The 12,749-nt window shown below is 70.2% G+C and carries 16 protein-coding genes and 2 tRNA genes; 6 read left to right on the top strand and 12 right to left on the bottom strand.

Going from position 1 to position 12,749, the window contains the following annotated elements; all coding sequences use genetic code 11:
• The first annotated feature begins 15 nt into the window (after positions 1–15).
• Genes ACFWQC_RS24240 through rlmC form a run of 4 tightly spaced genes read left to right on the top strand, consistent with a single transcriptional unit; the run spans position 16 to position 3,277 of the window.
• Positions 16–1,065: an adenosine deaminase gene (locus tag ACFWQC_RS24240; protein ID WP_378684017.1), complete on the top strand. Its 1,050-nt coding sequence runs from the start codon at positions 16–18 to the stop codon at positions 1,063–1,065.
• Positions 1,066–1,080: 15 nt separating this feature from the next.
• Complete coding sequence (locus ACFWQC_RS24235; RefSeq protein ID WP_378684014.1) at positions 1,081–1,755, top strand: DUF4190 domain-containing protein; 675 nt, start codon at positions 1,081–1,083, stop codon at positions 1,753–1,755.
• A gap of 1 nt (position 1,756) precedes the next feature.
• Positions 1,757–2,161, top strand: coding sequence for a DUF4190 domain-containing protein (locus ACFWQC_RS24230; protein ID WP_378684011.1), 405 nt, complete (start codon positions 1,757–1,759; stop codon positions 2,159–2,161).
• Positions 2,162–2,164: 3 nt separating this feature from the next.
• Positions 2,165–3,277, top strand: coding sequence for a 23S rRNA (uracil(747)-C(5))-methyltransferase RlmC (rlmC, locus tag ACFWQC_RS24225; RefSeq protein WP_378684008.1), 1,113 nt, complete (start codon positions 2,165–2,167; stop codon positions 3,275–3,277).
• Between the two features lie 46 nt (positions 3,278–3,323).
• Here rlmC and ACFWQC_RS24220 read toward each other — a convergent pair whose 3' ends face one another.
• Positions 3,324–3,689, bottom strand: a complete 366-nt coding sequence (locus ACFWQC_RS24220; protein WP_378684006.1) for a DUF6223 family protein — start codon at positions 3,687–3,689, stop codon at positions 3,324–3,326.
• Between the two features lie 171 nt (positions 3,690–3,860).
• Here ACFWQC_RS24220 and ACFWQC_RS24215 point away from each other — a divergent pair, with 171 nt between their 5' ends.
• Both ACFWQC_RS24215 and ACFWQC_RS24210 read left to right on the top strand, forming a co-directional pair.
• Positions 3,861–4,970, top strand: coding sequence for a sensor histidine kinase (locus ACFWQC_RS24215; RefSeq protein ID WP_378684003.1), 1,110 nt, complete (start codon positions 3,861–3,863; stop codon positions 4,968–4,970).
• Entirely contained in the window at positions 4,967–5,638 is a 672-nt protein-coding gene (locus ACFWQC_RS24210; protein ID WP_378684000.1) for a response regulator, read from the top strand. Before ACFWQC_RS24215 ends, ACFWQC_RS24210 begins: the two co-directional genes overlap by 4 nt.
• On the opposite strand, the gene ACFWQC_RS24205 is transcribed toward ACFWQC_RS24210, so the two are convergent.
• From ACFWQC_RS24205 to ACFWQC_RS24155, 11 genes are all read right to left on the bottom strand, one after another.
• Complete coding sequence (locus ACFWQC_RS24205; protein WP_378683997.1) at positions 5,616–6,632, bottom strand: UDP-N-acetylmuramate dehydrogenase; 1,017 nt, start codon at positions 6,630–6,632, stop codon at positions 5,616–5,618. The two genes, ACFWQC_RS24210 and ACFWQC_RS24205, sit on opposite strands and share 23 nt — an antisense overlap.
• Positions 6,625–7,023 carry a MaoC/PaaZ C-terminal domain-containing protein gene (locus ACFWQC_RS24200; RefSeq protein WP_355228146.1) on the bottom strand — a complete coding sequence of 133 codons (399 nt, stop codon included), beginning with the start codon at positions 7,021–7,023 and terminating at the stop codon, positions 6,625–6,627. The genes ACFWQC_RS24205 and ACFWQC_RS24200 overlap by 8 nt, the downstream gene beginning before the upstream one ends.
• Positions 7,023–7,430, bottom strand: a complete 408-nt coding sequence (locus tag ACFWQC_RS24195; RefSeq protein ID WP_378683993.1) for a MaoC family dehydratase N-terminal domain-containing protein — start codon at positions 7,428–7,430, stop codon at positions 7,023–7,025. Before ACFWQC_RS24195 ends, ACFWQC_RS24200 begins: the two co-directional genes overlap by 1 nt.
• A gap of 257 nt (positions 7,431–7,687) precedes the next feature.
• Entirely contained in the window at positions 7,688–7,858 is a 171-nt protein-coding gene (gene rpmG / locus ACFWQC_RS24190; RefSeq protein WP_045551858.1) for a 50S ribosomal protein L33, read from the bottom strand.
• 46 nt (positions 7,859–7,904) lie between these two features.
• Positions 7,905–7,978, bottom strand: a tRNA-Met gene (locus tag ACFWQC_RS24185).
• A 67-nt stretch (positions 7,979–8,045) separates the two neighbouring features.
• A tRNA-Thr gene (locus ACFWQC_RS24180) sits at positions 8,046–8,118 on the bottom strand.
• A gap of 74 nt (positions 8,119–8,192) precedes the next feature.
• Complete coding sequence (locus tag ACFWQC_RS24175) at positions 8,193–9,623, bottom strand: amidase (RefSeq protein WP_378683990.1); 1,431 nt, start codon at positions 9,621–9,623, stop codon at positions 8,193–8,195.
• A 27-nt stretch (positions 9,624–9,650) separates the two neighbouring features.
• Positions 9,651–10,328: an LrgB family protein gene (locus ACFWQC_RS24170; protein ID WP_378683987.1), complete on the bottom strand. Its 678-nt coding sequence runs from the start codon at positions 10,326–10,328 to the stop codon at positions 9,651–9,653.
• Positions 10,325–10,714: a CidA/LrgA family protein gene (locus tag ACFWQC_RS24165; protein ID WP_378683985.1), complete on the bottom strand. Its 390-nt coding sequence runs from the start codon at positions 10,712–10,714 to the stop codon at positions 10,325–10,327. Before ACFWQC_RS24165 ends, ACFWQC_RS24170 begins: the two co-directional genes overlap by 4 nt.
• Positions 10,711–11,649 carry an ROK family protein gene (locus ACFWQC_RS24160; protein WP_378683983.1) on the bottom strand — a complete coding sequence of 313 codons (939 nt, stop codon included), beginning with the start codon at positions 11,647–11,649 and terminating at the stop codon, positions 10,711–10,713. Before ACFWQC_RS24160 ends, ACFWQC_RS24165 begins: the two co-directional genes overlap by 4 nt.
• 43 nt (positions 11,650–11,692) lie before the next feature.
• Positions 11,693–12,724, bottom strand: a complete 1,032-nt coding sequence (locus tag ACFWQC_RS24155) for a pirin family protein (protein ID WP_378683980.1) — start codon at positions 12,722–12,724, stop codon at positions 11,693–11,695.
• Between the last annotated feature and the right edge of the window lie 25 nt (positions 12,725–12,749).

Here is a 12,749-nt window from a genome sequence, read left to right as displayed (position 1 = left end):
GTGAATGTTGAGCATATGAGTGTGGACCGACGCGACCTACGTACGCTGCCGAAGGCGCATCTGCACCTGCACTTCACCGGCGCGATGCGCCACCAGACCCTGCTCGAGCTGGCCGAGCGCGACGGGATCCGACTGCCCGACCAGCTGCTCTCGGACTGGCCGCCGACGCTGAGCGCGGCCGACGAGAAGGGCTGGTTCAGGTTCCAGCGTCTCTATGACGTGGCGCGCTCGGTGCTGCGCACCGAGGCCGACATCCGGCGGCTGGTCATGGAGGTCGCCGAGGACGACGTACGCGACGGCGGCAGGTGGCTCGAGATCCAGGTCGACCCGTCGGGCTATGCGGCGAAGTTCGGCGGGATCACGGCCTTCACAGATCTGGTTCTGGATGCCGTCCGCGACGCGGAGCGGGCGACCGGGCTCGGGATCGCGGTGATCATCGCCTCCAACCGCACCCGGCACCCGATGGACGCGCGCACGCTGGCGCGCCTGGCCGCGCAGTACGTCGACCACGGCGTGGTCGGCTTCGGGCTCTCCAACGACGAGCGGCGCGGACGGACCGAGGAGTTCGACCACGCCTTCCAGATCGCCGAGCGGGCCGGTCTGCGGCTGATGCCGCACGGCGGCGAGCTGCGCGGTCCCGAGCACATCCGCACCGTGCTGCGGTCGCTGCACGCGACCCGGCTGGGTCACGGCGTACGCGCTGCCGAGGATCCGGCACTGCTCGACGAGATCGTGCGCGCGGGTGTCGCGCTGGAGGTCTGCCCGACCTCCAACGTGTCGCTCGGTGTCTACTCCGACCTGACGTCGGTGCCGCTGCCGCAGCTGCTCGACGCGGGTGCGACCGTGGCACTGGGGGCCGATGACCCACTGCTGTTCGGGTCCCGGCTGGCGGCGCAGTACGCCACCATGCGGGCCGCTCACGAGCTCACCGACAAGACGCTCGCCGACCTGGCACGGATGTCGATCACCGCCTCGACCGCGCCCGAGTCGACCAAGAAAGGTCTGCTCGTCGAGATCGACGACTGGCTCAACACGCCCTCGCGATCCACGGATCCGGCAAGTTAAGACAGAATGTCGGCCATGACGAACCCGTCCGACGATCAGCCCGATCCCAACCAGCCGGCCGACGCCTCCACCCCGCCTCCGCCGACCCCGTCCGAGCCGGCCGAATCCGACGCGACCCAGGTGGCGACTCCGCCTGCGTCGACGCCGCCTGCACCGACCCAGCCGATGTACGGCCAGACCTACGGTGAGCAGCCCTCGAACCCCTACGGCGGCGCGACCTTCGACCAGAAGCCGCCGGTCCCGCCGGCTCCGACCCCTGGCTACGGGACGCCTCCGCCGGCCTACGGCGGTCAGCCGAACTACGGTGGTCAGCCGGGCTACGGCCAGGCGCCCTACGGTGCTCCGGCTGCGTACGCCGGTCCGGTAGGCACCCCGGACTCGGGGGCGACCACGGCGATGGTCCTCGGCATCGTCGGGCTCGTGGGGTCGTTCCTCTGTGGTATTCCCATCGTCCTCTCGCCGTTCGCCCTGTTCATGGGTCTCTCCGCCAAGAAGCGGATCGACGCGTCGGCCGGTGCTCTGACCGGCCGCGGCAACGCGCAGGCGGGTTTCATCCTCGGCATCATCGGCACCGTCCTGCTGGTCCTGAGCATCCTTCTGATCGTCGTCGTCGTCATCATCGGGGTCAGCGGCGGGTTCGACGACCCGGGCTACGACAGCGGCTACGAGACGTACGACAGCGAGTTCTGAGATGACGGACACGCCACCGCCGGGATACCAGCCCGCACCGGCGCCCTACGGCTTCCCGCAGCCCCCTCCGCATCCCGAGGCCAACACGGCGATGGTCCTCGGGATCGTCGGGCTGTGCCTGTCGGTCATGTGCGGCGGGATCGGCGTCTTCGTCGCACCCTTCGGATGGGTCAAGGGCAAGCGGGTGATGGCCGAGATCGACGCCAACCCGGCTGCCTACAGCGGGCGCGGCAACGCTCAGGCCGGTTTCATCACCGGCCTCATCGGGACGATCTTCGGGGCGCTCTACATGCTCTTCTGGATCGCCTACATCATCTTCATCATCGTGATGATCGTCGTCGCGTCCAACGAGACCGACAGCACGACGTTCGACAACATCAATGCGATGCTCAGCAGCCGAATCTGACGGATGGACTGCGGCTACTTCACCTCCGGCGCCTGCCGCTCCTGCCGCTGGCTGGAGATGGCGTACGCCGACCAGCTCGCCCAGAAGCAGCAGCGGGTCGCAGCGACTCTCGGTGACCTACGTTGGGAGGAACCGGTCTCCAGCCCGGAGGCCGGTTTCCGCAACAAGGCGAAGATGGTCGTCGCCGGCTCGGTGGAGGCGCCGACGCTGGGCATCCTGTCGCACGACGGTCTCGGGGTGGACCTGCTCGCCTGCGGGCTGCACACCCCCGGACTGCAGGCCGCGCTGCCGGTGCTGTCCCGGTTCGTCACGACCGCGAGGCTGACCCCCTACTCGGTGCCGGAGCGGCGCGGCGAGCTCAAGCACGTGATCGTCACCGAGGCGCCGGGCGGGGAGCTGATGGTCCGCTGGGTGCTGCGGTCCACCGAGGCGCTGGCCCGGCTGCGCAAGCACCTTCCGGCGCTGCTGGACTCGCTGCCGGTCGCGGTGGCGTCGGTGAACATCCAGCCGGAGCACAAGGCCGTCATCGAGGGGCCTGAGGAGATCTTCCTGACCGCGCGCGAGGCGCTCACGATGGAGGTCAACGGGATCGGCCTGCGGCTGCGCCCTCACTCGTTCTTCCAGACCAACACCGATGTCGCCGCCTCTCTCTACCGCCATGCCCGCGACCTGGTCTCCGCGGCGGCGCCGACCTCTGTCTGGGACCTCTACTGCGGAGTCGGCGGTTTCGGGCTGCACGTCGCCGCTCCCGGACGGGAGGTGCTCGGTGTGGAGTCCAGCGAGCAGGCCATCGAAGCCGCCGCCTCGACCGCCGCGGAACTGGGACTGCCGGGCACCAGCTGGGTGGCCGGGGATGCGGCGGCGTACGCCCTCTCGGCCGACTCCGCGCCCGACCTGGTCATCGTCAACCCTCCGCGGCGCGGGGTCGGCTCATCGCTCGCCGGGTGGCTGGAGGAGTCGGGGGTCGAGCACGTCGTGTACTCCTCCTGCAACGTCGACACCCTCGCCCGCGACCTGCGCGACATGCCCTCGCTCCGCCCCGTCTCAGCACGGCTGCTCGACATGTTCCCCAACACCGATCACCACGAGGTCCTTCTCCTCCTCGAGCGAACCTGACGCCGAGTCGGCTCGTTCTGACGAGCCGACTCGACAGTGAATCACGTCAGTTCGCGCCGACTCGGCGCGATCTGGTCAGGGTCAGCGCGCCGAGGACGAGGCCGGCTAGGCCGAGGACGATCGCCATCCCGCCGCCGACCACTCCGTTGCCGGTGCCGGGTCCGCCGTCGGCGACCAGCAGGTTGACCACGCCGACGACCAGGGCGATCGCACCGCAGCCGAGCGCGACGACGGCGCCGTTGCGGCCCCGGTTGCCGACGCCGCGTACGGCACGGGCCAGCGCCGCTGCGCCGGCCACCGCTCCGGCCAGGCCGACGAATACGGCGAGCGTCGCCCACAGCCGGGCGGTGGTCAGGGTGTAGGCGCCGACGTCGGGGTCGGCGGCGTTGATGAGCACGTCGTTCAGAGACATGGAGGGCTCCTTCGTCGAGTTCGATCCGATGACTCGATCGTCCCGTCGACGCGCGCCGGAGTCGTCCTGCCTGCGTGGACTCTTCGGGGCCGTCGCTACTGCGTACGTGGTAGCCGGATCTCCTGCGTCGGAGGGACTCAAGGGCGGCGGGCGCGGGCATATCCTGCTCGCATGGCCAGGCAGCGGATCACGGTCGGAGACTGGGTCATCGCCGCTGGTGTGGCCGTGGCCCAGCTCGCTGCTGCGCTGAGCGGCGATCAACCCGGCTCCGGCTACGAGCTTCTCGGCTACGCCGCCCTGGTCGCGAGCGGTCTGGTCCTGGTCCTCCGGCGCCGGGCACCGATCGCCGTGCTGGTCGCCAGCGGCGCGTGCGGGCTGGCCTTCCAGGCGCTCGGGTTCGACGTCGCGGTGATCGCGTTCCTGGTCGCGGTCTACGCAGCCGTGCGGGAGGGGCACCGGCTGGTCACGGTGCTGGCCGCGGTGGTGATGCAGAGCGGGCTGTTCCTGGTGGCGTACGCCTCCGTGGGTGACCTCGGCGCCGCCTCCGAGCAGGCGCGTGGCGCCCTGGAGATCGCCTGGCTGATCGCGGCGGGCGCCGCCGGCGAGGCACTCCGGCAGGCCGAGCGGCGTGCCGACGAGGCCGAGCGCACCCGGGAGGCCGCGGCCCGGCGCCGGGCCGACGACGAGCGCCTGCACATCGCTCGCGAGCTGCACGACTCCCTCACCCACCAGATCTCGGTCATCAAGGTCCAGTCCGAGGCCGCCGTCCATGTCGCCCAGCGGCGTGGCGAGGAGGTCCCCGAGTCGCTGCTGGCGATCCGGGAGGCCGGACGCGAGGCCGCCCGTGAGCTGCGGGCCACCCTGAGGGCGCTGCGTGACGACGATCCGAACCCGCCGCGGGGCCTCGAGGACGTACGCGACCTGGTGGGATCGGTCGGATCCACCGGGCTGGACGTCACGCTGACCGTCGACGGACAGCCTGGCGCGGTGCCGGTCGCGGTGGGCCGGACGGCCTACCGGATCGTCCAGGAGGCGTTGACCAACGTGACCCGCCACGCCGCGGCCACCACAGCGTCGGTCCACATCGACCACCGACCCGACTCCCTCGGGATCCGGGTCGAGGACAACGGCACCGGCGCCCCGGCCACGACCGTGCCCGGCATCGGGCTGCTCGGGATGCGGGAGCGGGTCTCCGCCCTCGGAGGTCAGCTGCGGGCGCAGCCCCGCGAGGAGGGCGGTTTCATGGTCGAGGCTCGGCTGCCGGTGGAGCGTACGTCGTGATCCGGGTGCTCCTGGTCGACGACCAGCCGCTCATCCGCAGCGGTTTCCGCGCCCTTCTCGACATCGAGGGCGACATCGAGGTGGTCGCCGAGGCCGCCGACGGCGTCGAGGCGGTGGCGCTCGCCCGCGAGCACCTGCCTGACGTGGCGATGGTCGACATCCAGATGCCCGTGGCCGACGGGCTCGAGGCCACCCGGCGGATCGCCGCCGATCCGGCGCTCGCTGACGTGCACGTCGTGATCCTGACCAACTACGGCATGGACGAGTACGTCCTCGAAGCGCTGCGCGCCGGCGCCGCCGGGTTCCTCGTCAAGGACGTCCAGCCGGAGGACTTCGTGCACGCGGTGCGGGTCGCGGCGCGAGGCGATGCCCTGCTCGCGCCGTCGGTGACCCGCGCGCTGATCGATCACTACGTCAGCCAGCCCTCCCCTGCCGACGCTCCCCTCGGGCTCGCCGAGCTCACCAACCGGGAGCGCGAGGCGGTCGCGCTGGTCGCCCGGGGCATGACCAACGACCAGGTCGCCGAGGCCATGGTGATCAGCGTGCTGACCGCCAAGACCCACATCAACCGGGCGATGACCAAGCTGCACGCGCGCGACCGCGCCCAGCTCGTCGTGTTCGCCTACGAGTCCGGGCTGGTCGCTCCTAGAGCTCCACGCCGAGCATGACGGGCTCGTTGACGAGCACGATCCCGTACGCCGCCTCGACCCCGTCGCGTACCTCTCTCGCCAGGGCGAGCAGGTCCTCGGTGGTGCCCTCGCCGCGGTTGGTGAGGGCGAGGGTGTGCTTCGTGGAGAGCGACACGCATCGGTTGCCGTGGCCCTTCTTGAAGCCGGCGTGGTCGATGAGCCAGGCGGCGGAGGTCTTCACCGTGCCGTCGGGCTGGGCGTAGGCCGGAGCGCCCTCGGGCACGTCCTCGGGGGCGACCACGGGGTTGGTGAAGAACGAGCCCGCCGACCAGGTGTCGTGGTCGGCCTCGTCGATGACCATGCCCTTGCTGCGACGCAGGGACAGCACGGCCTCGCGGATCTGCTTGGACGGCACCCGGGTGCCCTGCTCGACGCCAAGGGTGCCGGCGAGCTGGGCGTACGCGATCGGGGAGCCGGTCTCGCCGTCGGTGCCGAGCCGGAAGGTGACCTCGAGGACCACGTAGCGCCCGGGTCGCGCCTTGAACCGCGACCACCGATAGCCGAACCCGCACTCCCCGGCGGTGAAGCTCCGCACCTCGCGGAGCTCGCGGTCGAACACCTTGACCGAGGTGATGGTCTGGGAGACGTCCTGGCCGTACGCACCGACGTTCTGGATCGGGGTCGCGCCCACGCTGCCGGGGATGCCGGAGAGCGCCTCGACGCCGCTCCAGCCCTTGTCGACGGCGGTCGTCACGAAGTCGTCCCAGGTCTCGCCGGCAGCCACCGTGACGCGTACGCCACCCTCGACCGACTCCGCCGCGACACCCGTGGTCGCCAGCTTGATGACGGTGCCCGGGAAGCCGGCGTCGGCGACCACGAGGTTGCTGCCACCGCCGAGCACGAGCACGTCCTTCCCGGCCGCGTCGGCCGCGGTCACCGCCTCGGTGATCTCCGCCTCGGTGGTCGCGGTGACGAACTCCGCCGCCGGGCCGCCGAGATGGAACGTGGTGTGTCGGGAGAGAAGCTCAGACACGTACGGAGACCTTCGGCATGCCGAGGACTTTCTGGTCGCCGGAGAGGACGGTCAGGGCGATCGTCGCCAGCCCGTCCTCGACCGACTTCACGGTGCCGCTGATCGTCACCGAGGTGCCCTCGTCGTCATCGGGCACGACGACCGGGTTGGTGAACTTGGCGCCGAAGTCGACGACCTCGGCCCCGTCGGTCCACTCCGATACCGCTCGGGCGACCAGCGCCATCGTGAACATGCCGTGGGCGATCACACCGGGGAGGCCGACGGCAGTGGCGATCCGGTCGGACCAGTGGATCGGGTTGAAGTCGCCGCTCGCGCCGGCGTAGCGCACCAGCGACGCCCGGGTGACGGGGTAGGTCTTCGGAGCCAGCTCGGCGCCTGCTTCGAGTGCCATCACGCGACCTCCGCCGCTCGGTGCACCAGGGTGGCCGAGGTGGTGCACACGACCGCACCGGAGTCGTCGGTGATCTCCGAGATCGTGCCGATGATGTCGTTGCCGCCGATCTGGCGCAGCGAGGCGACGCTCAGGGTCGCGACCAGCACGTCCCCCGGCGCGATCGGCCGGGCGTAGGAGAACTTCTGCTCGCCGTGCACGATCCGCGACAGCTCCACCTGGACGTCGTCCAGGAAGGCGTTCATCGCGTCGAAGGCGAGCACGATCGGGAACGTCGCCGGAACTGGATCCCCGCTTTCCCAGCCCATCCCGGTGGCGGCAGCGAACTCCCGTACCTTCTCTTCGGTGACCCGATAGGGCCTGGTCGGAGGAAACGCGCGCCCTACGAGCGACCCATCAACTGCCATGTGCACAACTCTAGTGGCCCGCCGAGAAGTCACCCACGTCGGCCGAGGCGTCACGTAGGTCGGTCGAGACGTCACATAGGTCGGTCGAGTTGGCAGGCTGGTGCCAACTCGGCCGACGGGACTGACGTCTCGGCCGACCGGAGTGACGTCTCGGCAAATGACGAACGCCCCGCTTCCCGGAACTCGGGGCGGGGCGTTCGGAGCGCCGATCAGCGTCGCGCTCTGTTTTTAAGTGAGCACAGCCTAGAAGACAGACTTCAGCGGGTCTCGCGGTGCACGGTGTGCTTGCGGTCACGCGGGCAGTACTTCTTGAGCTCGATACGGTCGGGGTCGTTCCGACGGTTCTTCTTCGAGATGTAGTTCCGCTCCTTGCACTCGGTGCAAGCGAGGGTGATCTTCGGGCGAACGTCGCTGCTCTTGCTGGCCACAGGAGTTTCCTTACGGTGCTGATCGAGGTGATGCGGTCTTTGGCGGTAGCGGGGGCGGGGATCGAACCCGCGACCTCACGATTATGAGTCGTGCGCTCTAACCGCCTGAGCTACCCCGCCTCAACAGGAATCAGGCCCGCAGTATTCCTACTGCGGGACCTCAACCCAAGAATCCTAACGGACTCAGAGCCCCTTTACGGAATCGAACCGTAGACCTTCTCCTTACCATGGAGACGCTCTGCCGACTGAGCTAAAGGGGCGTTGCGTGAGAGAACATTACGGCAGGGGCGGCGTGCTCAACAAATCGACACGGCCCTTCCCTCCACCGACCGCATCACCGCAGGTCAGCGGGGTCCTCGGCACCTCGATCGGGTTCCCAGATGCGCGCGAAACCTATCGCCTCCTCGAGCTCATATGACAGCTCGAGGAGCATTCGCTCACGCCCCGGCGCCGCCCCGAACATCATCCCCTGGGGAAGCCCGGCGAGGGTCTGTTGAACCGGCAGCGACACCGCCGGCCCGCCGGTGACGTTCTGCCACGGCGTGAACGCGACCCAGTCCATCAGCCCCTTCATGACCAGCTCGTAGACCTGGCCCGGCGCCAGCCGCCCGATCTCCGGGGTCTCGTGCGCGACCGTGGGCGTCAGGACGACGTCGTACGCGGCGTGGAACCCCTCCGCGATCGCCTGCGCCTTGCGCAGCCGGACGATGGCGGCCGGGACGTACTTGGCGTTCTTGAGCGTGTGCTGGGCGAGGCCGACCGTGAGGTTGTCGAGCCGGCTGCGGTCCCAGGTCTTGCCGCGGAGCGGGCCGGCGTTGACCAGGGCGACCGCGAGCGTCCCCCAGTAGAGGACGAAGTCGTCGGCGAAGGTCTCGGGCACCGGCGGCGGCACCGTCTCGACGGCGTGGCCGAGCTCCTCCAGCACCGCCGCGGTCTTCAGCGTCAGCTCGGCGACCTCGGGACTGGCGTCGCGCCCGAGCGCACCGGTGAAGATGGCACAGCGCAGCCGCTTCGAGCCGGGGCCGGTGACGTCCCCGATCGGCGGCAGCGAGGTGTGGTGCGCCTTCTCGGCCTCCCGGAAGAAGGCGGCGGTGTCGCGCACCGAGCGGGTCAGCACGCCGTCGGTGACGATCTTGAGCGGCAGCAGACCGTAGAGCGGGTCCTGGGGCAGCCGGTCGCGGGTCGGCTTGAGCCCGACCAACCCGCACGCAGCCGCCGGGATCCGGATCGAGCCGCCGCCGTCGTTACCGTGGGCGATCGGTACGGCACCAGCGGCCACCAGCGCCCCCGAGCCGGCCGACGAAGCGCCCGCGACGCGGCCGGTGTCCCACGGGTTGCGCACCGCGCCGAGACGCGCGTGCTCGGCCGTGCCCGAGAACCCGAACTCCGAGAGCTGGGTCTTCCCCAGCGACAGCAACCCGAGCTTGAAGAGCAGCTTGGTCATCTCACCGTTGCGTGAGGCCGGCGGCATGACGTACGAATCCGTGCCGTTCCTGGTGGGCACGCCGGCGACGTCGGTGTTGTCCTTGATCAGCGTGGGGACGCCGGCGAAGAAGCCGGCCCGGGGAGCACGCGCCTGGATCCGGGCCCGGTCGAAGGTGCGGTAGGCCATCGCTCCGAGCGCGGCATCGACCGCCTCGATCCGGGCGATGGACGCCTCGACCGCCTCGAGAGTGCTGAAGTCACCGCGCCGCAGAGCCTCGGCGACCCCGACCGCGTCGAGAGCGCCGAGTACGTCATCGGTGAAGGCGTGCACACGGGCCATGAGACCAACGGTAGGCCGCAGGGACCCTCAGAGGAGGAAGTACGCCACCAGCGGAAGCAGGAGACATGTCACAACCGCGGTGAGTCCCATCGCCAGTCCGGAGAAGGCGCCCTCGACCCGGCTCTCCTCGAGCATCCGGGCGGTGCCGATGCCGTGGGAGACCGCGCCGACGGCGACGCCGCGAGCGCGCGGGTCGCGGATCCGGAGCAGGGTCAGCACCCGAGGCGCGACCATCGCGGCGACGATCCCGATCACGATCGCGAAGGCCGCCGACAGCTCCGGATAGCCGCCCAGGCGTTCGGTCAGCTCGATCGTCACCGGTGTCGTCACGGCCTTCGGAGCCATCGTCCGCTCCAGTACGTCGCCGCCGCCGAGCCAGCGCACCAGCAGGATGCCGCTGACCATCGACACGACCGCGCCGGCTGTCAGTGCGACCAGGACCGGCACCACCATCCCCTTCAGCCGCGCGACCTGGTGGTAGAGCGGGATCGCCAGCGCGACCGTCGCCGGGCCGAGCAGGAAGCTGATCAGCGTCGTGGCGTCTGCGTATTCGTCATAGGTCGTGCCGCTCACCGCTAGCAGCGTGCCGACGATCACGATCGCGACCGCCACCGGCTGGGCCAGCGGAGAATGGGTCCGCGCGCGCAGCCACCGCCCGAACTCGTACGCAGCCACCGTCACGAACAGCCACAGGATGACGCTCATTCGATCTCCTCCCCCGGCGCGCCTTCGGTGCCGGTGACCTCGGGCACGCGGCGCAGGAACAGGGTGAGCACCCAGCCGACGACGGCCAGCCCGAGGAACCAGGAGCCGAGCAGTGCGACGACGATCGGCAACGCCGCGTCGCGGATGACCGCGAGGTAGGCGATCACGCCGACTCCGGCCGGGATGAAGAAGAGCTGCAGGTGGGAGAGGAAGTATTCGCCGACCTGGATCACCGGGTCGTCCGCGCCGTCACGGCGCCGCAGGACCAGGACGACGAAGAGCAGCAGCATCCCCACCACAGGACCCGGCAGCGGGATCCCGGTCAGCTCGACGATCGCGGTTCCGGCCAGCTGGCACCCGAGCAGCCAGAGCAGGCCGACGATCACTGCGGGTCGGAGAGGGACTCGATCGCCATCGCGGCGCAGCCCACCAGGCCCGAGGAGTCGCCGTGGAGCTGAGCCATGAAGGTGAGCTCGCGGGTGGCGATCGGGTTGGAGCGGGCGTAGACGCTCTCCCGCACCCCGGCGGTGTAGAGGTCGAAGGCACCGGCCATGTCGCCGCCGATGACGACGACCTCCGGGTTGAGCAGGTTGACGGCCGTGGCCACGACCTCGCCGAGCTGTCGTCCGCCCTCGCGCAGCAGCCCGCGCGCGACGGCGTCGCCGGCGAGCGCGGCGGCCACCAGGTCGCGTACGTGGCCCGCGGGGACCCCGGAGTCCGTCAGCCGCTGGGCGAGCGCCCAGCCGGACGCGACGGTCTCCAGGCAGCCGGTCGAGCCACAGCGGCAGGGCCGGTCTCCGGCCGCATCGATGCGGGTGTGGCCGATCTCGCCGGCTGCCCCGAGCGCGCCGGTGACGACCTTGCCGTCGACGATGATGCCCATGCCGAGACCGGTCGAGGCCTTGACGACCAGGGCGTTGCGTACGGGATGGTCGGAGTTGAAGAGTTCCGACCGCGCCAGCGCGTGGGCGTCGTGGGCGAGGATGAGTGGCGCGTCGGTCAGCGCGGTGAAGTAGGGGGCCAGCTGGACGCCGTCCCAGCCGCCCATCGCCGGGGTGTCGATGCTCATCCCGAGATCGGGGTTGACCACGCCGGGCAGGCTCATCCCGATCGCCAGCACCGGCAGGTCGATCGAGGTCACCATCTTGGTCAGCCGCTCGACGACCTCGGGCATCAGCACCTCGGCGGAGATGCCGACCTCGTGGTCACGGGTGTCTCCGGCCAGCTCGCGCCCGGCGAGGTCGAAGACCGCCGCCTGGCTACGGCTGCGGCCCACCGCCACGGCCAGCACGACCCCTGGGTCTGAGGATTCGTCACTCACGACTGCAGTCTAAGCACGAACCGAGCACGAGCACTGACGCGACCTAAGACCGTGAGCGGAGCCGGGCGTTGGGCAGCGGGGGTGCCGGGATCGGCCGCTGGTGGTTGTCCTCGACCACACCGAAACGGCCTGCGGCCACGTCCTGGGAGTCCTCGACCACCTCGCCACCGCCGCGGGTGACCTGGCCCTGCCACTCCTCGCGGAAACCGACGACCTCCTCGTGGGTGCGCCCGACGAAGTTCCACCACATGATGATCGACTCCCCGAACGGCGTACCGCCGAGGAGGAGCAGCCGGGTCCACGCCTCACCGGCCTGCAGGATCAGCGTGGTGGCGCCCGGAGGGGCGTAGGCGAGGGAGTCCTTCTCCACCTCGGCCGAAGCCGGGCCGGACGCGCCCAGGCCGGTCATCGACACCTCGCCGGTGTCCACGAGTACGCCGTGCTCGAACCGCTCGTCGACCGGGATCTCGAGCCGGGTGCCGGGCTCGAGCAGGATCTCGGCGCCGAGGATCTCGGAGTGGGTCCGCACCGGCGAGGTGACGCCGAGAAGCGACCCCATGAAGACCCGCACGGTCGCCCCATCACCTTCGATCGGCGTGGGCGCATGGTTCTGGAACCCCGGCTCGACGTCGCGGTACTCGTCCGGCAGCGCAACCCACAGCTGCGCTCCGTGCAGGACGGTGGTCTCGGCGGTGGAGTTCTCCGAGTGGGAGATCCCTCGCCCGGCGGTCATCAGGTTGACCTCGCCCGGGCGCACCATCGCGACCGTGCCGACCGAGTCGCGGTGCTCGATCTCCCCGGTGAACAGCCAGGAGACCGTCGCCAGCCCGGTGTGCGGGTGCGGCGGCACCTCCATCCCGCCGGAGACGACGACGTCGTCGGGACCGTAGTGGTCCAGGAAGCACCACGCGCCGATCAGCGAGCGCGAGCGGGCGGGCAGGGTGCGGCGTACGTTCATCGCTCGTGGACCACCCAGCGGGACGTCGCGCGGAGTGATGATCTGGATCTCGACGCCTTCGTCCCCGTTTCCACCGACACACTCGACGGGGATGGGGTGCGCGTCCAGGTTGGTCATATCTTCAACGATATCTCGTACGTTG

The organism is Nocardioides sp. NPDC058538 (assembly GCF_042719275.1).
Lineage (GTDB): Bacteria > Actinomycetota > Actinomycetes > Propionibacteriales > Nocardioidaceae > Nocardioides.
The sequence above is the reverse complement of the archived record's forward strand: the minus strand, read 5'-3'. Positions and strand labels throughout refer to the sequence as shown.